At 46.8% G+C, this 22,113-nt stretch carries 24 protein-coding genes; 8 read left to right on the top strand and 16 right to left on the bottom strand.

The window, feature by feature from the left end; genetic code table 11:
- Nucleotides 1-107: 107 nt before the first annotated feature.
- Both modB and modA read right to left on the bottom strand, forming a co-directional pair.
- Nucleotides 108-764 (bottom strand): molybdate ABC transporter permease subunit, encoded by a 657-nt coding sequence (gene modB / locus ACINLD_RS01185; RefSeq protein ID WP_026586327.1) that lies wholly within the window; start codon nt 762-764, stop codon nt 108-110.
- 8 nt (nt 765-772) lie between these two features.
- Nucleotides 773-1,567 carry a molybdate ABC transporter substrate-binding protein gene (gene modA / locus ACINLD_RS01180; RefSeq protein ID WP_026586326.1) on the bottom strand — a complete coding sequence of 265 codons (795 nt, stop codon included), beginning with the start codon at nt 1,565-1,567 and terminating at the stop codon, nt 773-775.
- A 188-nt stretch (nt 1,568-1,755) separates the two neighbouring features.
- On the opposite strand from modA, the gene ACINLD_RS01175 reads away from it, so the two are divergent.
- The 4 genes from ACINLD_RS01175 to ACINLD_RS01160 all read left to right on the top strand — a co-directional run bounded on the left by ACINLD_RS01175 (nt 1,756) and on the right by ACINLD_RS01160 (nt 5,675).
- On the top strand, nt 1,756-2,199 hold the full coding sequence (locus tag ACINLD_RS01175) for a ferritin-like domain-containing protein (RefSeq protein ID WP_026586325.1): 444 nt from the start codon (nt 1,756-1,758) through the stop codon (nt 2,197-2,199).
- Between the two features lie 121 nt (nt 2,200-2,320).
- Nucleotides 2,321-3,013 (top strand): response regulator transcription factor, encoded by a 693-nt coding sequence (locus tag ACINLD_RS01170; protein ID WP_077737083.1) that lies wholly within the window; start codon nt 2,321-2,323, stop codon nt 3,011-3,013.
- Nucleotides 2,994-4,361, top strand: a complete 1,368-nt coding sequence (locus ACINLD_RS01165) for a sensor histidine kinase (RefSeq protein WP_026586323.1) — start codon at nt 2,994-2,996, stop codon at nt 4,359-4,361. Before ACINLD_RS01170 ends, ACINLD_RS01165 begins: the two co-directional genes overlap by 20 nt.
- Nucleotides 4,362-4,433: 72 nt before the next feature.
- On the top strand, nt 4,434-5,675 hold the full coding sequence (locus ACINLD_RS01160; RefSeq protein WP_026586322.1) for a hypothetical protein: 1,242 nt from the start codon (nt 4,434-4,436) through the stop codon (nt 5,673-5,675).
- A gap of 289 nt (nt 5,676-5,964) precedes the next feature.
- Here the strand turns inward: ACINLD_RS01160 and ACINLD_RS01155 are convergent, their stop codons facing one another.
- Nucleotides 5,965-6,123, bottom strand: coding sequence for a hypothetical protein (locus tag ACINLD_RS01155; protein ID WP_163170554.1), 159 nt, complete (start codon nt 6,121-6,123; stop codon nt 5,965-5,967).
- 96 nt (nt 6,124-6,219) lie between these two features.
- On the opposite strand from ACINLD_RS01155, the gene ACINLD_RS01150 reads away from it, so the two are divergent.
- On the top strand, nt 6,220-7,839 hold the full coding sequence (locus tag ACINLD_RS01150; protein ID WP_409444904.1) for an AMP-binding protein: 1,620 nt from the start codon (nt 6,220-6,222) through the stop codon (nt 7,837-7,839).
- A 56-nt stretch (nt 7,840-7,895) separates the two neighbouring features.
- Here the strand turns inward: ACINLD_RS01150 and ACINLD_RS01145 are convergent, their stop codons facing one another.
- Genes ACINLD_RS01145 through ACINLD_RS01135 form a run of 3 tightly spaced genes read right to left on the bottom strand, consistent with a single transcriptional unit; the run spans nt 7,896 to nt 8,989 of the window.
- Complete coding sequence (locus ACINLD_RS01145; RefSeq protein ID WP_026586320.1) at nt 7,896-8,465, bottom strand: manganese catalase family protein; 570 nt, start codon at nt 8,463-8,465, stop codon at nt 7,896-7,898.
- A gap of 21 nt (nt 8,466-8,486) precedes the next feature.
- A complete protein-coding gene (locus ACINLD_RS01140; RefSeq protein ID WP_026586319.1) occupies nt 8,487-8,750 on the bottom strand; it encodes a spore coat protein CotJB in 264 nt (87 codons plus the stop codon).
- Nucleotides 8,747-8,989, bottom strand: coding sequence for a spore coat associated protein CotJA (locus ACINLD_RS01135; RefSeq protein ID WP_026586318.1), 243 nt, complete (start codon nt 8,987-8,989; stop codon nt 8,747-8,749). Before ACINLD_RS01135 ends, ACINLD_RS01140 begins: the two co-directional genes overlap by 4 nt.
- Nucleotides 8,990-9,212: 223 nt before the next feature.
- Between ACINLD_RS01135 and ACINLD_RS01130 the strand changes: the two genes are divergently transcribed.
- Nucleotides 9,213-10,367, top strand: coding sequence for an AbrB family transcriptional regulator (locus tag ACINLD_RS01130; protein ID WP_409444905.1), 1,155 nt, complete (start codon nt 9,213-9,215; stop codon nt 10,365-10,367).
- A 27-nt stretch (nt 10,368-10,394) separates the two neighbouring features.
- On the opposite strand, the gene ACINLD_RS01125 is transcribed toward ACINLD_RS01130, so the two are convergent.
- From ACINLD_RS01125 to ACINLD_RS01095, 7 genes are all read right to left on the bottom strand, one after another.
- Nucleotides 10,395-11,693, bottom strand: coding sequence for an alpha-glucosidase/alpha-galactosidase (locus ACINLD_RS01125; RefSeq protein WP_409444906.1), 1,299 nt, complete (start codon nt 11,691-11,693; stop codon nt 10,395-10,397).
- Nucleotides 11,694-11,723: 30 nt separating this feature from the next.
- Entirely contained in the window at nt 11,724-12,503 is a 780-nt protein-coding gene (locus tag ACINLD_RS01120; RefSeq protein ID WP_409445083.1) for a carbohydrate ABC transporter permease, read from the bottom strand.
- A gap of 51 nt (nt 12,504-12,554) precedes the next feature.
- Nucleotides 12,555-13,481 carry a carbohydrate ABC transporter permease gene (locus ACINLD_RS01115; RefSeq protein WP_026586314.1) on the bottom strand — a complete coding sequence of 309 codons (927 nt, stop codon included), beginning with the start codon at nt 13,479-13,481 and terminating at the stop codon, nt 12,555-12,557.
- Between the two features lie 20 nt (nt 13,482-13,501).
- Nucleotides 13,502-14,758, bottom strand: coding sequence for an ABC transporter substrate-binding protein (locus ACINLD_RS01110; protein WP_026586313.1), 1,257 nt, complete (start codon nt 14,756-14,758; stop codon nt 13,502-13,504).
- A gap of 102 nt (nt 14,759-14,860) precedes the next feature.
- Nucleotides 14,861-15,901: a LacI family DNA-binding transcriptional regulator gene (locus ACINLD_RS01105; protein ID WP_409444907.1), complete on the bottom strand. Its 1,041-nt coding sequence runs from the start codon at nt 15,899-15,901 to the stop codon at nt 14,861-14,863.
- Nucleotides 15,902-16,215: 314 nt separating this feature from the next.
- Nucleotides 16,216-16,332, bottom strand: coding sequence for a hypothetical protein (locus tag ACINLD_RS01100; protein WP_026586310.1), 117 nt, complete (start codon nt 16,330-16,332; stop codon nt 16,216-16,218).
- On the bottom strand, nt 16,329-17,432 hold the full coding sequence (locus ACINLD_RS01095) for a Rap family tetratricopeptide repeat protein (protein ID WP_026586309.1): 1,104 nt from the start codon (nt 17,430-17,432) through the stop codon (nt 16,329-16,331). The genes ACINLD_RS01100 and ACINLD_RS01095 overlap by 4 nt, the downstream gene beginning before the upstream one ends.
- A 504-nt stretch (nt 17,433-17,936) precedes the next feature.
- On the opposite strand from ACINLD_RS01095, the gene ACINLD_RS01090 reads away from it, so the two are divergent.
- Nucleotides 17,937-19,709: a S8 family peptidase gene (locus ACINLD_RS01090; protein WP_077737089.1), complete on the top strand. Its 1,773-nt coding sequence runs from the start codon at nt 17,937-17,939 to the stop codon at nt 19,707-19,709.
- A gap of 53 nt (nt 19,710-19,762) precedes the next feature.
- On the opposite strand, the gene lepB is transcribed toward ACINLD_RS01090, so the two are convergent.
- Both lepB and ACINLD_RS01080 read right to left on the bottom strand, forming a co-directional pair.
- Nucleotides 19,763-20,278: a signal peptidase I gene (gene lepB, locus ACINLD_RS01085; protein WP_026586307.1), complete on the bottom strand. Its 516-nt coding sequence runs from the start codon at nt 20,276-20,278 to the stop codon at nt 19,763-19,765.
- 12 nt (nt 20,279-20,290) lie between these two features.
- The gene (locus ACINLD_RS01080; RefSeq protein WP_077737090.1) at nt 20,291-20,902 is read right to left on the bottom strand and encodes a TVP38/TMEM64 family protein; all 612 of its coding nucleotides are present in this window, start codon (nt 20,900-20,902) and stop codon (nt 20,291-20,293) included.
- Between the two features lie 204 nt (nt 20,903-21,106).
- Here ACINLD_RS01080 and ACINLD_RS01075 point away from each other — a divergent pair, with 204 nt between their 5' ends.
- Entirely contained in the window at nt 21,107-21,472 is a 366-nt protein-coding gene (locus ACINLD_RS01075; protein WP_026586305.1) for a hypothetical protein, read from the top strand.
- Here the strand turns inward: ACINLD_RS01075 and ACINLD_RS01070 are convergent.
- Nucleotides 21,466-22,044, bottom strand: coding sequence for a competence protein ComK (locus ACINLD_RS01070; protein ID WP_026586304.1), 579 nt, complete (start codon nt 22,042-22,044; stop codon nt 21,466-21,468). The two genes, ACINLD_RS01075 and ACINLD_RS01070, sit on opposite strands and share 7 nt — an antisense overlap.
- Between the last annotated feature and the right edge of the window lie 69 nt (nt 22,045-22,113).

Below are 22,113 nucleotides of genomic sequence, written 5' to 3'. Positions count from 1 at the left end.
GTCCGCCTCCTTTTATGTTTTTTCTCATCTCTTTATTCTATCGAATCATTCGTAAAATAACCATTCTCTAAAACTGGCAAAAACCGTATGAGCTCTGCCCCATACGGTTATTTTTGCTTAAACTGCACAAAAAACAGCATCAAAAACGAAATCAACGCAATCGAAGCGACCCACAGCCATGCCAGCGTCATGTTTCCGGAGTCGATCGCCACATAGATCGCCGTCGGGACCGTCTGCGTAACACCCGGTATTATGCCGGCGAACATCAGCGTTGCCCCGAATTCGCCAAGCGCCCTGGCAAAGCTGAGCACACTGCCTGTGATGATTGCATTTGAGGCAAGCGGAATCGTGACGAACAAAAAAACCTGCCATTCGTTTGCCCCGTCAACTCGTGCAGCATCTTCAATTTCCCGGTCAACTCCCAAAAAACCCGACTTGGCCGACTGATACATTAAAGGGAACGCGACGACTGCCGCTGCGATCACCGCGGCCCACCAGGTGAAAATGAGCGGGGCCTGAAAAACGGTTTCAATCATCCGGCCGATCACGCTCTGCCGGCCGAAGATCACGATTAAAAAGAAACCGACAACAGTCGGCGGCAGGACGAGCGGCAGCATCATGACGGTCTCAATGACGGATTTTCCTTTAAACGTTTTTTTGGCCAAGAGCCTGGCCGCAGCCGTTCCAAGGACAACGGCGATGGTGCCGGCCGCAACTGACACTTCAACGGAAATTTTGATGGGAGAAAGAAATTCTTCGAGCATTTCAGCGCTTAGCCTTTCTTAAATCCGTACTTTTCCATCACTTGAATCGCACTGTCACTTTGCAGAAATTTGTAGAAATCCTCAGCCTGCGCTCTGTGCTTCGTATTTTTCACAATCCCGAGCGGATAAATGATCGGAGTGTGCAGGCCGCTATCGGCGGTTTCCACCGTCTTCACCTGATCTGAAGAAAGGGCATCCGTCTTATATACGATGCCTGCAGCAGTATTGCCCGTTTCAACATATGATAGCACTTGCCGAACATCTTTGCCGTAAATGAGTTTAGGACGAACTTTAGACCATAAATGGAGATTCGTCAACGTTTCTTTTCCATATTTTCCGGCCGGAACAGAGTCGGGGGTGCCGATCGCGATATTTTCGACTTTATCTTTCTGTAAATCTTGAAAACTGTTTACTTTCTCGCTTTTCCCTTTCGGTACGATCAGCACAAGGCTGTTTTCCAAAAGCTTGACGGAGTCGCTTTTCGCAATCAATCCTTTATCAACCACTTTATTAAACTTGTCTTCAGCGGCGGAAAAAAACAAATCGGCCGGTGCGCCCTGTTCAATTTGCTGCTGGAGGGCGCCTGATGAGCCAAAGTTAAACTTGACGCTTACATTCGGATGATCTTTTTCATATTCAGCTTTGAGTTCTGTGAGCACGTCTTTGAGGCTTGCAGCCGCGGAGACTGTAAGCTGTACACTTTCAGACTTTCCGCTGCCTGATGCGCCTTTTTCCGCCTGACAGCCGATCAGTAAAAAGGCCGCCAGCAAAACGGTCATCCCCATCAACATGATCTTTTTCATTCGTCTCACTCCAATTTCATCAATATGACATTTATCAGCACTAAAATCCATTTTACGTCAAACTTGATTTTTTTAAAATAGATTCACATGATTGACACATTCTCCGCTCTTTTTCTACAGGCACGCGCTGCCATCGTCATTCATATACTGACAGCGCAAATAAACGATGAAATGTCGAGGTGAAAAAGATGTGGTATGCAGAGCCTTATCCATATGATCACGCCTTCTTTGGCAGGCAAAACACGGAGCTTGTCAAGGATATTGAAAAAGCGGTGAACGGCGAACACAGCGCTGTTGTTTGCTATCAAAAACTCGCGCAAATGGCGCCCGACTCTCGGACTAAAAAACAGATTTTAGAAATCAGACAGGATGAAATTCGCCACTTTAATACCTTCTTACAGATTTACATGTCCCTCGCCGGACAGAAGCCTGTCATCAAAACTACGGAGCCGTGCCCTTCTCAATACCGCGACGGATTGGAATTCGCCCTTAAAGATGAACAGGAAACGGTTGATTTTTATTTGGACATCGCGGACAAAGCCAAATCTCCTGCCATTAAACAGGCCTTCACAAGAGCGGCCGCTGATGAACAAAATCACGCCGTCTGGTTTTTATACTTTCTGACAAAATGACTTAAAGAAACCTCTTTATGCCCGCCAGCAAACTTGATCCATATACCCTTATAGGGTATATTTTTAAAATAGCAATCTTTTATTTTCACTATTTTTTGGTAGTAAAGAGGTGCTAAACACATTGAACGTGCTGCTTATCGATGACGAAATCCGGATGCTGGATCTGCTTGAACTTTATTTGGAAAAGTACTCGTGTACGAAAGCCGCTTCCGGAGAGGAAGCGCTGAGGCTGATTGAAAAACAAACATTTGATTTGGTCATCTTGGACATCATGATGCCGGAAATGGACGGCTGGACCTTATGCGCTGAAATCCGCAAGCTCACGAACGTCCCGATGATCATGCTCACGGCCAAAAATGGGCAGGATGACATCGTCCGCGGGCTGACGCAAGGAGCGGACGATTATTTAACGAAGCCGTTCAGCGAAAAAGTGCTGCTTGCAAGAATAGAAGCCGTCTTGCGCAGGACCGGGGGGCGCTCAGAAATCCGTTTCAACGATTTAATCTGGAATAAACAAAACCATATGGTCTACATCAAAAACAATGAAGCCGGCCTCACACCATGCGAGTTTGAACTGCTCGGCATCCTCTTAAACCATCAGGACCAGGTGCTGACAAGAGACCAATTGATCGAGCGTGTTTGGGGATTCAACTCTGACATCGACCCCCGCACCGTGGATTCACATATGAGAAATTTGCGGAACCGTTTGAAAAAAGCGGGTTTTCCCGTTCAACAATATCTTCAGACCGTCTATGGGATCGGTTATAAATGGACGAGCAAAGGAACTAAACCGAATGCAAAAAATTTCATTTAAGCTTGCAGGATCATTTTTCGTGTTAACCTTGTTCATCGAAGCGATTCTTTTTATCACGCTGTATACGTCGATCGTCAACACAAGAATAAATGAAGAGATCCACGCCCTAAAAGGAAGAGGCAACAGCCACAGAGACGTCTTGGAAAAACATTTTGACAAAAAAACGATCGAACATGTGGCTCTGATGGAAACGGAGGCAGATACAAACGTCATCATCACCGATCATAAACGAAATGTGCTGGCTCAGTCTGTCTCCGGAGATATGACGGCACACCTTCATTTCGAAGAAAAAAACATTCCCGCTTCAGGCACCGTTCTGGAGTCCCATTGGAAAACGTCGAAATACATCTGTACAATCAGTCCGATTATAAAAGGCAGGGATACGATCGGTTATGTTTTCATGTATTTGGATACGTCCTCCATCCAGACGCTGGTAAAGGATATCACCCATCGTTTTTTCATCAGCTTTGGCTTAACCGGCATCTTAACGATCGCCGCCATCTATGTGTTCAGCCGTTTATTGACGAGGCCGATCATCATGATGAAAGCGAAAACCGAAAAAATAGCAGAAGGCCGGGACAATATTTCGCTGAATATTAAACGGAATGATGAGCTGGGAGAGCTTGCCGCTTCGATCGAAAACCTTTCTTCAGATCTGAACCGGCTGCAAAAAGAACGGAACGACTTTCTCTCAAGCGTAGCCCATGAACTGCGGACACCGATCACATACATTAAAGGTTATGCTGACATCGCGATGAGAGATAAGCTTGATCCAGCCGCAAGAAATCATTATTTGTCGATTATTCAAGAAGAATCTGATAACATGACCCGCCTTGTCGATGATCTATTTTTACTGACAAGATTGAAGCAGCCCGGCTTTCAGATCAAGAAGAAACCGATTCACCTTCAAACCTTTGTGGAAAAGGAAGTTCAGAAATCGCAAATCGCCTTTGCGGAAAAGCGAATCGGACTTTTCTCTCACATTCCCGCAGACTTGTATGTTTCGATTGATGAAACGCGGTTTTCCCAAGTGATCACAAACCTGCTGAATAATGCCCGCCATTATTCTGAACATGATACAAATGTGACTGTCACGGCTGCGGTTTCAAATGACCGTATCATGATCACGGTTGCCGATGAAGGCTGCGGAATTCCGGAGGGCGAACGGGACTATATTTTTGACCGCTTTTACCGCATCGATAAATCGAGGTCGAGACAAACAGGCGGCACCGGAATGGGACTTGCCATCGTCAAAGAAATTGTCGAACACCACGGCGGCGAGATTACGGTAAACGGCAGACATCCGAAAGGAAGCGAATTTGTCATTTCCCTGCCTGCTGAAGCTTAATACAATTTCTGCATCAGTTTTGCACATTTTACAGGTATACTATGCGGCAAAACCACGAAGGAGGAAAACACCGTGAAAATGAAATCCGGCTTTCTTTTTGTCATGCTTCTGTTTGTTCTCGTCTTGGCGGCATGCCAAAATTCAGGCTCTAACCAAGGGAATGGACATGATGACCATCAAATGAAAGAGCATTCGGATGCAGAAAAGAAAACAACCGCTTCACTCCCGTCTGATTTCAACAAACAAGCGGCCGAAGGCTTGATCGTCAAAAACACGAAAAACACAACAAGGCTTGATGCCAAAACTCCTGAAGAGCTGAGCATTAAAACCTCGCAAACGATATGGCCAGCCACCCATAAACAAAACAGACCCGGAGCCGTCATTTTGGTTTCCAAAGATTCGTGGCAAACAGCACTGGCCGCAGCGGATCTGATCCATCACCCGAATAACGGACCGGTTTTGTTCACTGATACGGACCAACTCTCTCTTAACGTCCAGAACGAAATCAAGCGCTTAAGTCCATTGGGAACCTCCGACGGCACGCAAATCCTGGCTGTCGGAAATTTTGACAAACAGGCACTCAAGGTCTTGAAATCGTATAAAGTCAAACAGCTGACCGGCGAAAAGCCGGCGGAGATCGCCGAAAAAATAGATGAGGAATATGCAAGCTCAGCGGGTGAATATCCGAAAAGCGTCATCATCGGGTCCTCCGAGGATCGTGCGGAGCTTTACACTTTGCCTAGTGTCAATTGGATCGCACACATGCCTGAGCCACTCCTTTACATCGACAATCAAGGCATTCCCGAAGCAACAGCTCAAGCATTAAAGAAAAGAGACGGCAAAGCGAACATTTATATACTCGGCCCTGCAGCAGCAGTTTCTGAAAAAACGGAAAAAGCTTTAAAGGAATATGGAACCGTCAAAAGAATATCCGGAAACGATCCTGTGACAAACTCGATCGCATTTGCAAAATTCAAAGATCAAGACACCGATTTCGGCTGGGGCGTCACAGATCCGGGACACGGCTTATCCTTTGCATCAACTGCAAAGCCTGAGCTCGCTCTCGCGGGAGCGCCATTTTCCCATTTAGGAAAACACGCGCCTCTGCTTTTGCTGAAAGACGGACAGGCTGACCAAAGCGTGTACTCCTATTTAGCCGATATCGAACCTTTTTTTGAGAAGCATCCGCAGGACGGGCCTTACAATCATGGGTTTATCCTCGGCTCAGAAGATGACATTTCGTTTCAGACGCAAGGCATTCTTGACGATATTCTCGAGATCAAATCGAAAGACGGAGGACATTCCGGTCATTAAGTGAAGAGAGGCTCTGATCAAGAGCCTCTTTCTTATTGCAAGCGCACGAGCAACAGATTCGAACAATCCCAGCTGTATTCAAAGAACAGCTCACCTTTTGAACCAGATGCTCTATAAATTGATCCGCCCTTCATCATTGAGGGCAATCCCCTTTATGGCGCCGCCCGCTTTGACGCGAATTTTATTTTAAAAAGGGGCAGCGCGCAAACCTCTTCTGCTAATTCGGCATCCACCTTACCAAGAAAGCTGATTCTCCTGTCTGCTTCAGCAATCGCGCGCAGGGTTTCTCTCACCCGTACGGCCTTTTCCCTTCCATTTCGGGGATAACTTGTACGTGCAGAAAGCTGTTTTCTGTTAAAAGCAGATGAAGCCAGCTCATCTCTGTTGAATGGCCGAAAGTGGCATTGTCATGAATCAGATCGGCTTTTGCCATAACAGGTTTTTTCATCAGCTCTTCGGCTTCAAACGAACACTTTATAGTACCTGGTACTAGAACAAAGTGCTATAATAAAAACAACATGGCCCCCAGGAGGTAAAAGGCACTATGAAAACATTAAAGAAAGAAACCATCGGTACTTTATTAAAATCAGCCGCTGACAGGTTTCCGCATCATGAAGCGGTTGTGTATGCCGAACTCGGCTTGCGTTATTCGTATCGGGAGCTTGCTGAAGAAACCGCTAAAATAGCAAAAGGCTTAATGGCGCTCGGTATTCAAAAAGGGGAGCATGTGGCCATCTGGGCAACGAACATTCCCGAATGGATCCTGCTTCAGTTCGCAACCGCGAGAATCGGCGCCGTGCTGGTGACCGTCAACACCAGCTATCAGGCGAGAGAGCTTGAATACTTATTGGATCATTCGGATTCCACCACCCTTTTTCTGATGGACGGCTATAAGGGCACATCATATATCGAGATGATTCAGTCGATCAAGAAGGACGGAAAACTGTCAAAGCTGACAAGGCTCGTCTATCTTGGAAAGGGAGAAACGCCGGAACATTTGATGCCGTTTGCCGACATCGCGAAAAAAGGCGAAACCGTTTCTGATGACGCTCTCTGGACCAGAGAACAGTCCCTCACACACGATGATGTCATCAACATGCAATATACGTCAGGAACGACAGGATTTCCAAAAGGTGTCATGCTGACACACCATAACATCGTCAACAATGCGGCGATTGTCGCTGAGAGAATGGGGCTTGGGAGCGAAGATCGATTGTGCATCCCCGTACCGCTCTTTCATTGTTTCGGCTGTGTGCTCAGCACGCTTGCTTGTGTGTCGGTCGGTGCGGCCATGCTGCCGATCATCGAATTTAAGCCTGAAACGGTTTTACAAACGGTCGAACAAGAAAGGTGCACGGGACTGCAGGGCGTGCCGACGATGTTTATCGCAGAGCTCACCCATCCCAACTTTGCAAAATATGACCTTTCTTCACTGCGAACCGGCATCATGGCGGGATCTCCGTGCCCGAAAGAAGTGATGAAAAAAGTGATGAAACAGATGAATATGACAGACATCACGATCGCATACGGACAGACGGAGTCATCGCCTGTGATTACACAGACGACCGTCACCGACACGATCGAACGCCGCGTCGAAACAGTCGGAAAGGTGCACCCGCATGTCGAGATGAAAATCATCGATCCTGATACGGGCGAAACGCTCGGGCCTGATCAGCAAGGCGAATTGTGCACAAGAGGGTATCTTGTCATGAAGGGATACTATAAGATGGATGAGGCGACAAACAAGGCGATTGATGAGGATGGCTGGCTTCACACCGGCGATCTCGCCGAAATGGACCGGGATGGTTATGTCAGAATCACCGGCCGTTTAAAAGATATGATTGTCCGCGGCGGGGAAAATATTTATCCGCGGGAAATTGAAGAGTTCCTTTATGGACACGAAGATATCGTCGATGTTCAGGTCGTCGGCGTCCCCGATGAAAAATACGGAGAAAAAACGGCGGCCTTTATCAAGTGCAAACCGGGCAAAACGCTGACGCTTGAAGACGTGAGGACATTTTGCAAAGGGCAGCTTTCCTATTATAAAATTCCTGAATACGTATTTCTGATTGATGAATATCCGCTGACGGCTTCGGGAAAAGTGCAAAAATACATTTTAAGAGACCGCGCCCAAGCGTTATTGGCAGGGGCGGCAACAATATAGGACATCAAAAAGCCGAACATACCGTGATAAAGGATGTTCGGCTTTTTTACACATGTTTAAAACACTTTTTTGCGATCCCGCTCTTCTTTTAAAATTTCGACTGCTTCACGGAAGCGCTGCGAGTGAACGATTTCCCTTTCTCTTAAAAACGCCAGCCCGTCGTTTAAATCGGGATCATCAGACATATCGATCAGCCACTGATACGTCGCCCTCGCTTTTTCTTCCGCCGCGATGTCTTCATATAAATCGGCAATCGGATCTCCTTTTGCCTGGATATATGTAGCTGTGAACGGAACACCGGCCGCATTGTGATAAAACAGGGCTTTGTCATGATCAGCGTAATGAGCGCCGAGCCCGGCTTCCTTCAGCTGTTCCGGTGTCGCGTCTTTTGTTAATTTGTATACCATTGTCGCGATCATTTCCAAATGGGCGAATTCTTCAGTGCCGATATCTGTGAGGAGGCCGACGACTTTGTCAGGAATGCTGTAGCGCTGGTTCAAATAACGCAGCGCTGCCGCCAATTCACCGTCCGCTCCGCCGTACTGTTCAATTAAATATTTTGCAAGCCTTGGGTTGCATTCCCTCACTCTCACGGGGTATTGCAGTTTTTTCTCATACAGCCACATGAACCTGACTCCCTTCCTTCTTTAAACTTGCCATGGCCAAGGACTTCGTTTCCAGCTCCAATATGATTCCGTCTGATCGGGACTTCCCTGTGTGAGCGGTCCGAACCTTGATTCAAACGCCGCTTTCAGCTTTCTGGCATACCGGGCGTACTGATTGTATTGCTGGATCGCATCCGTATCATCAGGATGTGTGTCAAGGTACAGCATCAACTCGATCAGGACAAAGTCGACGGCCTGAATCTCATGAAGCTTTTGATAGTAGTCTTCCGATAATGAGTTCTTCACCCCCCTGACCTCCCATCTTCATACGGATTCTCATAATGATCATAGAAAACGGGCCAAAGCGTCCCTCTTTTTAAAGCCTCCATCGGCGAAAACTGCGGGAGACCGCGGGGCTGGAAGCCTAAATACAGATTGGGAGGGGTTCTGTAATACCTTTTGCCAAGCGGCGGACACGGGTCAAAAGGGCCGCGGAACGGGACGTATGATTTGACCTTGGTGAATGATTCCTTCGAATGTTTCACATCGGTTCACCTCTATTTGTGATGGAATCTAATTCAATGTATTCAAATCGGCTGTCTGATATGTTTTGCCAAGCTCGGTTTTTCAGTGATCAGCTTTTCTTATCAATCTTTTAAATAAATTCGTATTTTACCAATCACTAAAATTATATTATAGTTATATATAGAAAATACTTTACCTAGTGAACAAAATCATATCGCAGCATACAGGAAGAAGGGTTTTAATTTGAGGGAACAACATGAATTCCTTCGGGATCTTTTATTGATATTGATCAGCGGCCTTGGGGGATTTCTTCTCTCATTGACCGGGATGACGATCGGCTGGATGGTCGGCACGATGGCCGCTGCCTCATGTTTATCCTTACTTCGGCCGGACCCTCTGAAAACAGCGATCAGACCAAATGGAATTGCTAAAGGATGGCTCAATTTAGGGCAAATGCTATTGGGAATAGAGCTTGGCCAAAAAATCAACATGTCTGTGATGTCAATTTTCAAGGAAAATTGGCTGATCGTCAGTGTCATGCTGCTCCTTTCCGTTGTTTTCGCAATGCTTTCCGGATTTGTCTTATGGAGATTCAGCAAGGCGGATATGCTGACGAGTTTTGTAGGGACGGCTCCGGGCGGCCTTTCCGCCATGCCCGGAATCGCCCAGGAAGTGGGAGCGAATACGGCAATCGTCAGCCTCGTCCAGATGATACGGGTGCTTTTGGTTGTGATGACGATCCCCTTTTTCGTTTTTTTCATTAATTCAAAACAGCCCGCGTCTCAGGGCACCGTTCATCAGATTGCCGCAGGCGGAACCTCGGCATTTGCACCATCCCACATCATCTGGACGGCGCTTTTGGTTCTGGCCGCGTTTTGGGCATGCAAAGCATTAAGAGTGTTAAGGTTTCCGGCGCCCTGGCTGCTCGGAAGCATGATTTCCGCAGCCGTGGTGCAGATCGCCTGTGGTCCATTGACCGGATTCACCCCGACGGCATGGTGGCCCCACGGTTTTTCTGTGCTGTCACAAGTTTGCCTCGGAGCAACGATCGGGTCCAAGATCAAAAAAGAGATGTTTATCGGCGCCAGGCAGACGCTCATCGTTGCGCTTGCCGGCTCTGTCGGCCTGATCATCGCCATGATCTTAAGCGCCGCCGTGACCGCAAAGGCTGCGGGCATTTCCCTAACGACAGCCATCTTGGCGTTTGCTCCGGGAGGAATCGCGGAGATGGCGACGACTTCCGTTTCCCTCCATGCCGATTCGACTTTTGTTGTGGCCGTCCAAGTGTTAAGAGTCGTGCTCGTTATTGCGATGCTGCCGCCGTTTTTTCGCCTTTTGCACCAAAGATCGGAAAAATCGGCGCATCCGCATATGAAAAAAGCCAGAGCCGAAGGCTGATCCTTCTGCTCTGGCTTTTTTATTCCCCTATTGAAATGCAGGGAGCCATTCGCCATGTGCTTCTATCAGTTCATCACACATCTTGACGATGTCATCCATCGACAATTCCGCCGATGTATGCGGATCAAGCAATGCAGCTTGGTATATGTGCTCTTTCTTTTTCGTGATGGCTGCTTCTATCGTCAAAAGCTGTGTATTGATATTGGTCCGGTTTAAAGCGGCCAGCTGTTCGGGCAGTTCTCCGGCAATACATGGGGTAATTCGGTTCCGCTCGGCCACACAGGTGACTTCAACAACGGCTTTTTCCGGAAGGTTTGTGATCAGCCCCCGATTCAGCACATTTCCGCCGAATGTGAAAGGCTGATTCGTTTCCATCGCTTCGATGATTCGCGATCCGTATTCCTTTGACCGATCATGCGTCAAATGCTGGTTGCCAACGATTTCATCGCGCATGTCTTCCCAGTTTTGGATCTGCTCTTCACACCTTCTCAAATACTCATCAATCGGAATATTCAGCCCCTCGATCAGTTCGGGATACCGGCTTTTAATGAAATAAGGGTGGTATTCAGCGTTGTGTTCGGAGGATTCGGTCACATAGTAGCCGAATTTATCCATCAGTTCAAACCTGACCATATCATGATGCTTTGTTTTCTGCTTTTCTTTCGCCCTTTTTTTAATTTCCGGATATAAATCTCTGCCATCCCTTTTCACTTCCAACAACCAGGCCATATGATTGATGCCGGCGATTTTTTCCTCGATTCCTTGATGTTCCATACCGAGCGTCTCAAAGAGGTCTTGCGTGCACACCTGGACACTGTGGCAAAGGCCGACCGTTTTCACACCGGTATAGCGAAGCAACGCCCCTGTCAAAGAAGCCATCGGATTTGAGTAATTTAAAAACCATGCGTCGCCTGCAACGCTTTCGATATCCTTTGCCATATCCAATAAAACGGGAATTGTGCGAAGCGCTCTGAAAATCCCGCCGATTCCGACCGTATCTCCGATCGTCTGCTTGAGCCCGTATTTCTTCGGAATCGCAAAATCGATAACCGTGCTCGGTTTATACCCGCCGACCTGAATCGCATTGATGATATATTTCGCTCCCTGCAAGGCTTTTTTCCGATCATCATACGCGCGGGTCGAAATGCTTTCATTATAGCGATTTTTCAAGTGTTCAAGCATCTCCTTCGATTCTTTCAGACGCTTCGGATCGATGTCGTATAAAGCAAATTCAAATCCTTCAAGCGCCGGAACCATCAGACAGTCCCCCAATACATTTTTCGCAAAAATGGTGCTCCCCGCTCCGATAAAAGCGATTTTAGACATTCACATCTTCCTTCCTGTCTTCAATTTTGCTCAGCCTTTCAGTGCTCCTGATGACAATCCCTTGATAAAGTATTTTTGCAGAAACAAAAATAGAATGGTCATTGGCAGCATCGCCATCAGTGAAGCAGCGGCCACCAGATGCAGATTGTTCGCGTTTTGCCCAAAGAAGCCGGCGATCGCCACCGTCAGCGTCTGCACTTCTTTATCCTGCAGGAAAAAAATCGAAAATTGATAATCGTTCCAAATGAAAACACACGCAATAATGCAGATTGTCGCCGTCACCGGCTTCAGCAAAGGAAAAACGATTTTGAAGAAGATCCCGGCTGTGCTCGCTCCGTCCATCCTGGCCGCTTCTTCAAGCTCCTGCGGGATGGTAGAGCGGATAAAACCGGCGTATAAAAAAATCGTCAAAGGCATGTAGGCAGCGGTATTATTCAATATCGCAATCTCATACGTGTTCAGCATGCCGAGCTCAACCACCATCTTGTATAAAGGAACCATGGAGGTCAGCGGCGGGATAATCATGATCGCAATAAATAAGAAATAAACGGCCTGGTTCAGTTTCGTCCGGCGCCTTGCAAGCGGGTAGGCGGCCAGTGAACCGAGCAAGACCAATAGAACAGCGGAGACACATGTAATCACAGCGGTGTTGTAGAATGCATTGGCCAGACCGGCTTTTTCCCAAGCCTCCGTAAAATTGGCAAGGCTGAATTCGCCGGGAAACTTCCATTTCGAGCTGAAATCCCCCTTTTCCTTAAGCGCTGTCGTCAGCAGAATATAGAAAGGAACAAGGTGAAAAACGGTAATGATAACAGAGAGCCCCGTCCATACAGCCCGTCTCTTTTTGTACGAACAATTCACCTATGCTTCCACCTCCTTGCGTTTAAAATAAATAAGGGCGCTGAAGCTGATCAACAGAATCATCGCCGCCATCAGCACGCCTTGTGCGGCTGCATACCCGGCATCCTGTCTCTTAAAATACAAATCATACATAAACGTCGACATCGATTGTGATGCATTTCCCGGCCCCCCGCCGGTGAGCGCCAAAATGACATCAAACAGCTTTAACCCGCCGATGATGTTGATCACCATGTTAATCGTCACAGACGGCATCAACAGCGGCAGCGTAATTTTCCAAAACTGCTGAAAAGCGCTTGCTCCGTCGATCTGCGCCGCTTCATAACAATCTTTTGGAATGCTTCCAAGCCCTGCTAAATAGATGACCATCGCAATTCCGACAAATTGATAGGAATTGACGAAAACAATAATCCAGGGGTTGATCTCCGGACTGCTCAAAACATTGACAGGTCCTGTGCCAAACAGCTTGAGCAGATCATTCAATGCCCCGCCTTCATAAGAGAAGAAAAAATACCAGATGTATCCCATAATCAGCGGGCTGATGATGACCGGCAGATAAACAACCGTTCTTGTCACCGCTTTCATTTTAATGCTTTGAAACAGAAGAAGAGCGTAGAGAAGTCCGATGACGTTTTGCAAAATCGTGCTGCCCAAGCCGTACAGCAGTGTATTTCTGACGACAAGCCATGTTGCGGGGTCGAAAAGCATCCGTTTATATTGGCCAAAACCGATCCAGTCATAGGTTTGCGAAAAGCCGTTCCAGTTCGTAAATGTGATTTTGATTCCGTTTAGAAACGGGTAGATCATAAAGACTGACACAAGCAGCAAAGCGGGAAGATACATCCACCATAACGGGATGCTGACTTTTAATAAAGATTTCCTCTTCCTTTTTGCCATCGCAAGGTTTTTTTCTTTAGCTAATTCGCTCATCATGTCCCCCCTTCTATTTTTCACTGTTTCTTCAATCTGCTGTATTCCTCTTTCATTTTTTCCGACACTTGCTTCGGTGTCAGCGTGCCGGCCAGCAGCTCCTGTCCGGTCGTCCCCATCACGTCCCACATTCCGCTCGGCAGATAGACACGGTCAAAATAGGGCTCGGTTTTAATATCCCGATACTGCTCATAATACTTGGCATAGTCGTTTTCAGCTTGTGTGTTGGTTAAAGCTTGAGGAAATGAAGTGGCTTCAGCGATCATTTTCACATATTTGGGCTGTGCGGCAAATTCGATAAACCGCTTCGCTTCATCGAGATGTTCAGAATCTTTCCAGGCGGCAACCGTGTGGCGTTCTCCTCCGATCCAGCTCGGTTTGTCACCTTCATGTACGGCCGGTGTCGGGATGACGCCCAATTGGATATCTGGATTCACCTCTTTCGTATCAGCCCCGATCGATGTCACCGACAGTGTAAAGGCGATTTTTCCCTGCGCCATCAATTCAACCAGCTGTGAGGATTTTGCCGTCAAAATATCTTGATTGATCAGTTGTTTGTCCTGCATTTTTTTGAATGTATCCGCCAGCAGGGTGTATTTCGACCAGTCGAATGTCCCTTCCAGCAGGGCTTTTTCTTCATTGTGGTGTTGATCTGTGATGAGCAGTGGTGTAGCAAGCTGATCATAAAACTGGGCCAGGGCACCTTTATCAGAACCGGCGAACCAAAAAGGAATGACATCGCCGCCGCTTTTTTCTTTGACTGCCTCCAGCGCCTTCAACAGTTCGTCAAGTGTCTCCGGAGGCTTGATATTGTATTTCTTGAGAAGGTCTGCGTTATAGACGATACCGTCTTTCGCCTGATTAAATGGATAGGCGTATACTTTGCCGTCCTCGTCCTTTAAAATCGGATCAAGGTTGGGATCAAGCTGTTTGACCCAGTCCATATCCTTTAAGTCGGCCGTATATTCGCCGTAGCGGATTTTCGCCCATCCATGGGTGTCGAACAAGTCGGGCATATCATTCGCCGCCATTTTGACGCGCAGCATATTTTCGTAGTCGGCCCCCGGGAAATTGATATCAACCTTAACCCCCTTGTTCTCTTTTTCAAAATCATCGGCAAGTCTTCTGAGGGCCTTTTTTTCACTGTCATTTGTCATTGTTGAAAACATGGTCAAGGTGATGTCGCCGTCTTGCTTCCCAGCGGTTTTTCCGGAACAGCCGGCTGCCAAAGAGGCCAATAAAAAAAGGAGAGTAAAAGAGAAAATCAACTTTTTCATCATTTCACCTCAGCTTATGATTTTTGAATGCCGCAAAACATATCTTCACTAAAGTTTAGTGAACAAATTGGAATCACCTCCTTTTAGGCTTATTCAACTTAGTCAATCTCTTCTGCCGGATCCGCAGCTCTCACGGATGATGAGCTCTGAGGGGACCGTCACTTGCAGCGGCAGACTTCTGCCGCTGATCCGGTCCAGCAGCAGTTTGACACCGGTTCGCCCCATTTCTTCCGTATGGACCTTCACGGTCGAAAGAGGCGGATTTGCAAATTCGGCTGCTTCAATGCCGTTAAAGCTGACGAGCGCGACATCCTCCGGAACCTTGATACCTGATTCCCGCAAGGCTCTTAATGCGCCGATCGCCATCGAATCGCTGGCGATAAAGAAAGCTTCAGGCACATGTTTTGCAAGAAGCGCCTGTTTCATCAGCTCGTAGCCTTGCTGCATCGTATATTCTCCGATATAGACATTGTCCGCATTCTCCGCACCCGCCATCTCCAAAAATGTTGTCAGCCGCTTGTCTTCAATTTCAACCGTTTCTGTCTTTTGATCGCTGATTCTAAAATGTTCCTTCTCCCGTCCGCCGATATAGCCTATCCGCTTGCAGCCGAGCGATTTCAGATGATTTACCGCCCTGGCCGCCGCTTTCTGAAAATCGACGACGACGGAGTCGTGCTGTTCTTCACTGTCAGTATGATTAATATAAACGACCTTTGCCGCCTCACCGACGATTTGCCTCAATCCGGCAAAATTGATTCTGCCGATCACGATCAAGCCGTCGACATCGCCGACAGGCTGGCTGGAGCGGATGCTGCTGAGTTGAATGAACTTCGTAATAAAGACTCCTTTTTCAAAACACTCGCTTTCAATCCCCTGTCTGATCGAATAAAAATACGGATCATTCAATTCCTCTTCCTGCGTCTGGCAGACGACGATGCCGATCCGCGGGCTTCCTCCTTCGGCTGCTGGATCCTGCTCATCGCGGCGTTTCCTGGAGTTCTTGTATCCGAGCTGATGGGCAATATCCAAAATCCGCTGCCTTGTTTCAGGTGCTACCGACAGTGTTTGATCATGATTCAGCACTCTGGAAACGGTTGTGCTTGATACTTTTGCTTGAAGCGCTATATCCTTAATGGTTGCCATGTTCATCCCCGCCTGTCTATAGAATCCATATTCACTAAAAGTTTACTGAAAATATCGTAACAGATCGAGAAAATGTTTTCAATATTAAAAATATTTAGATTTTAATTAGCAGTAAAATACACCCGGCTTAACCGGGTGCTTTTACTGAATATAACGGCCGATGAGTGACAGAAGGTTTTTTTTGCTGTTCCATCCGCAATGATCCTTCTCCCATTTTCACCGGCCGCTGATTCGTTATGTTCAGCCACGCGTAAAATACAGTAAACATGCAAAAAATCCGCCTTGATCTCCAAGACGGATTTTCCCCCGCGCTTTTATCCGACCATCTTTTCGGCAACATGCATGCCTCCTGCTTCAGCATGATGTTCAGCCATAAACCATCCTGAACATAGAGCAACACCGATTGCGGTCACAATGAAAAGCTTTTTCATGACATTCCCTCCACTTTTTTCATCTCTTCTTCTGCTTTAATGGCTTCCAAAAAGAAATAGGCGGCCTCTTTATAAAGAGACTTTTGCCTGTAGACATTGGCCGTTAAGAGTGAAAGTTCGCGCACACTGTCATACTGCTTTGATTTGAATAAGACCTCGAGACAGTTTTTGCAGTCATCGATCGCCTTCTCACCACCTCCTGCATAGGTTGCATAGAGAATATCGATTTTCGCGTCAAATATATCATTCTGCATGCCTTTCGACCTTTCCTTCCCCTCTTCGTAAAAAGCGACGGCCCGGTCATGCTCCCCTATTTTAAACAGTTCCTTAATCATTAAAAATACAGCGTTGAAATAATAGTCTGAAGCGGCATATGCGCGATCGGCCAATACGGTTTCCAGAAAGCTGATGCTCTTTTCTGACTGATCCATCGCTGCATATAGAAGACCGAAATTATGCAAAAGCTGCATTTCTTTGAAATGGTCACCGGCGGCTCTTGCCGTATTGATGGCCTCGGTTAAATATTCTTCCGCTTCTTTATACTTTCCCATTTCCGTATAATTGCCCGCCATCGTGATATATGTAGAGACAAGATTCAAATGATGGTCTTCATAACATCTAAATATCTCCATCGCTTGCCGTGTATGATTTAATGAAACGATATTCTGCCCCAGGTAATAGTAAAGTTTTCCGACTTTGTCGTGGAATTGCGCCACTTCGATTTGATCATGGACATTGGCAAGCTTTTTTTCAGCGATCTTGTAAAAACTGATCGCCTCTTCGTAATTTTTTTTATACACTTCGTATGCTCCCGAAAACAGGTAGTAGTAATACGAAGTCATATGTGATGCAGCGCTGTCGCCGTTTGTTAAATCCTCTTGCTGCTCAATCTTTTCTCCCCTCGTATCATACAGCATGATTTTATGTCTCAGCTCCAGCAAGGAATAGTAGATTAAAACCTCCTGATCCTCCGCCATCTCTGCCAGCATCGGTTTGATTTCTTCAAATAAGCGGATCGACTGTTCCGTATCATTTCTTCTGATGGCGCGGTACCATGAGTTGAGGGTATTGGCGACTTCTTCCGCGGCGATCTTGTTCATTTGGAGCTCCTTTCTTCCAGTCTTCTATTTTTTTGTATTTTTCTTTATTCATATCATACTATAATTTCCCCTTTAGTATTAGTTCATTTTTCACACTTTGCCAATTTCACCTCTCTATTCTCAATTCATTTCTGTTACTTTCAGGTCTTTTGACTCTAACCAACATGAAAATAAGGGTCTGTTGACGCATCAAAAAACACCCTTGCCTTCAGGTATCCAAAAGAGCTTATGCAGGCATAGTTAAGGCGCCTGTTGATGTATGATAGTGTTTCCCCATTCCATAGATGTGCACATCTCCGTTTCCTCCGGCTGAACTGGAGCCTCAAGTTTTTTCCCTGCGCTCCCAGCTCTAAGTGCACAGCCTTATCAAGCGTAATTTTGCCTCATCCCGCTTTGCGCTTTTTTCATCCTTTTATTTTAGAAATGCGCGCTTTCTTAGCTTTGAAAAATCAAAAATGCTCCGATATATAAAGAAAACGCCGCACAAATCAGGAGGAGAGCTGAATGAAAAAGATTGGAAAAACCGCGCTTTCCGGCGTATTGTTTTTTAGCTTCTTCGCGATGACACCGCATGTTCAAGCAGAAGGCCGTGACAAAGAAAAAGAGGTTATCGTCGTCTATAAAAACAACAGCGGCAAAGAAGCGGTCATGGAGCAGGCCGATTCAGTCGAACACGTTTACCGCAAGCTTCCCGCAGCAGCCGTCACCGCTGATGAAAAAACGGTGCGCAAATTGGAACATGACCCGGATGTGCTGTATGTCGAAAACAATGCTCCGGTTAAGGCTGCCGACGCTACAGCATTCAAAGCCGTTTCCAGCGGAACAGAGCAAAACACCGGCTCATTTGCGCAATGGAATATCAAGCCGATTCAAGCTGACCTTGCCTGGCACAAAGGTTTAACCGGAAAACATGTGAGAACCGCAGTTCTAGACAGCGGCATTTCACCTCATGATGAGCTGTCAATCGCCGGCGGAGTCTCAATGGTGGACTATACCGCTTCATACCGTGATGACAACGGCCATGGCACACATGTTGCCGGAATTATCGGTGCGAAGCATAACGGCTTTGGAATCGACGGCATCGCCCCCGGCGCTGAGCTGTATGCGGTAAAAGTGCTTGATAAAACCGGCTCAGGCGATCTTAAAAGCATATTAAAAGCCATCGACTGGTCGATCCAGCACAACATCGACATCATCAATATGAGCCTTGTCGTATCAGGTGACAGCCAAATTTTGCACGATGCCGCAGACCGGGCCTACAAAAAAGGCATCCTTCTTGTGGCGGCCAGCGGCAATGACGGAAACAAAACATCCGTCTATTATCCGGCGGCCTACAGCAGTGTGATTGCCGTTTCAGCTACAAATGAAAAGAATCAGCTCGCATCGTTTTCCAATACAGGTACGGCCGTCGAGTTTTCCGCTCCGGGAACATCCATTATCAGCACATATGTAAACCGCAAATACGCGAGCTCAAGTGGAACTTCCCAAGCCGTTCCGCACGTTGCGGGCATGTTCGCTCTGTTAAAACAGATGTATCCGGCGAGTACAAATAGCGAGCTCCGCAGAAAAATGCAGTTTTTCACGAGCGATTTAGGCGCACCGGGTCGCGATTCGCTGTTTGGCTACGGGCTGATCCGTTTTAAAGAGGCGGACGCTCAATTGGAAAAAGCGCAGAAAGCCGTCGCAAAAGCGGAAAAGAGCAAGAAAAGAGCCGACATCGACAAGGCGCAAAACACGATCAATCCGCTCCCTGCGAACGTTGACAAAACCAATTTGCGCAAAAGGCTGAACAGCGTGGAAAATCAGCTCAAAAAAACGGCCGAAAACAAAGTAAAGCTCGCTGAAAAACAGAAAAAGAAAGCCCATGCCGACGCCGCCCAAACAGCGGTCAATGAGCTCGTCAAAGGGCCTGTCAAAACAAACTTGCAAAAACGGATCAATGCGGTCCGCTCAAACTTGCTTACAACCGCCCGGAATGCCGTTGCCAGAGCGGAAAAAACAGCGAGCGACACAAAGATCAGCAAAGCGCAAAAAGCGATCAATGAACTGCTTGCTGGGAATGATAAAACAAAGCTGCAAAAACGGCTGGACAACGTAAAAAAGAAAGCCGCCGCATACACACAAAAAGTGAAAACAGCAAAAGCCAAAGTCAAAACGGCTGAACAAAGAAGAACGAAAAAAACAAAATCAGCCGCACAATCAGCGGTCAACAAGCTGAAAGCATCGGCTGAAAAAACGAAACTGCAAAAACGGCTGAACGCGATTAAGCTGAAGTAAGACGAAAAAACCTTTAAGGAGCCGCCTTAAAGGTTTTTCATCTGTCTGAATTTTCACTTCTCATCGATTTTTTCCGCGACAATACCGACAATGTCCTTATCTGATACAAAGCCGAAATGGCGGCTGTCATTGCTGTGGATTCTGTTGTCTCCGAGCACGAAGTAATGGTTTGCCGGAATTTTCTCCTCTCCCGTCACTTCCTTGAGCGTAAAATCCCCGGTCAGGTCTCCGCCTGCCGTAACAGCTTTCAAGTCGTCCAGATAGGGCTCTTTGATCTTTTTTTCATTAATGTAAAGCTGATCATCTTCATATCTGAGCGTTTCTCCGGGAAGTCCGATGACCCGTTTGATGAATATATCTTTTTCAGGTCCTTTAAACAGCACGATATCAAACCTGCCGATCGTTTGAAAATGATGGGCGAACCGGTTGATCAAAAGCTTGTTGCCCTCCTGAAACGTTGGGTTCATGCTGACTCCCTCGACCTTATACTCAATAAAGACGGCATTTTTCACCTGAATTCCAATGATGATGAAAAGGACTCCGGCTATGACCCAAAAACGTTTTTTCAATACTATGTCCCCCTAGTCATTCTCTCTCTGGCTGAATTTCACATTCAGACGATGTTCAATCCGTTTTCCGGCGTACCATAAAATCAAAATCACGATCATGACCCCGGCTGTTCTTAAAGGCTGTGTAAACAGCGCCTTCAGGTCATGCCCAACGAAGCTCACCATAAAAATCATCACGGACTTTCCGCACAGCACCGCAAGCGAAAAGGGCAGCAGGCTGATTCTCGAAAGCCCGGCCACAACATTCACCGCGGCAGAAGGTGTGAACGGAAAACAGAGCAGCAGAAACAAAGGACCGAAGCCCCGTTTTTCCACCCAGATCATCAGCTTTTTCACAGACGGATGCCTGCGGATAAATCCAAGAGCTTTTTGCTGGCCGAAATGGCGGATGAAGAGGAAAACGGCGATCGAGCCCGCAGATGCTCCGATCCAAGTCAAGATGAATCCCTGCCATAAACCGAACGAATTGACATTGGCAACCACAAACACAATCAGCGGCAAAAACGGAAGAAGCGCTTCAATGAACGGCAGCAGTATGGCAACAAAAGGACCAAAAGCCCGATAGCTCTGAAAAAAGTCTGCTAAATTCTCTTCTGTAAAATAACTAAAAAATTGCTCCACCATTTATTCTCCTCGAGACGGTTGTCTACTTCTATTCTACACGTTAACAGAAAAACTTTAAATCATCTGTCTTCAGCAGTTTCTGTATTAGTCTGATTCAACCATAACATTTTAGTCATTTTTTCCCGTTCTTGAAAAAAGAACAGCTTTTCGTGTAAAATAAAAACAAGAACAAACGTTCCTAACACAAGAAAGAGGAGAAATGCCATGACAAGAATTCCCGCCGACATCAGGGACACGATTGAAAAGGCGATTTACCTTCCGATGGCCATCAGCATATTAAATCGGGATTTCAGCATCATCCAGCAGGGGCCGTTCAAGCTGAAAGATCCTTATCTGCGCCTGATTGAGCAGGCGCTGAAGCTGGCTCAGCGCGATTTACACGATGTCAAAAACGATTTGCGAAAACGAAACGTCAAAGTTCATGAAGTGTCCCGGGACGAAGCGTTTACGATGTATTCCTTCATCTATGAAGGATACGAGGAGGAGCACAATTACTTCAACCCCCGCATTCGCAATCAGGTCGCCGCGCTTTTGGAGCACTATTTATTCGCGGCTGAACCCGGTCAGTAGCGCTTTTTCAGCTCTCTGAGGATGAACTCGTAGATCAGCTGGTTTCGGTCTTCTTTCGGATAAAGCATAAATTCCTGCTTTTTCTGCATGGCTCCGCCTTCAATCCTGTCCTGAAATTTGGTTCTCAGCCATGCCGTTCGGTAAACCTGATTCTCGAAAGATGTGATGGACACGGGCAGCTCCAACGTTTCCCCGTTCACAAACGTGACGCATGTATTGTCATATTTCGCCGCGCAAAATTCGTGAACATGTGCATGGGAAAGCCACCCGCACTGAGGCCTCGTTGAGGAGAATGTGGGAAAAAGAAAAATGTTGTTTGAATGGTCCACCATGATCGGCGGCTTGTGGGAAACCTTAATCACTTCATACGTGCCGGCTTTTCTTCCGGCATAGCTTGAGCCGAAATAACGGCAGCTTCTTTCTATGATTTGAAAAGGTCTCATATTGACCCTGAATGTCCTTTCGGTTTCAAGTACTTTTGAAGCGGGTATTTCCCCCTCTCCCAGAGGCAGAACGGCCATTGTCGAACGGTTTACTTCATACGAATCCATTGTCATATCCTCTGTGCTCATCAGCATGATCCTCCTAAACATTAGTAAATTTATACTATTAATCTAACATTATCCTCTAAAAAACGACAG

This window comes from Bacillus sp. z60-11 (genome assembly GCF_046464135.1).
GTDB lineage: Bacteria > Bacillota > Bacilli > Bacillales > Bacillaceae > Bacillus > Bacillus sonorensis_A.
Note: the sequence above shows the minus strand (reverse complement) of the source record. Positions and strands in the feature narration are given on the sequence as shown.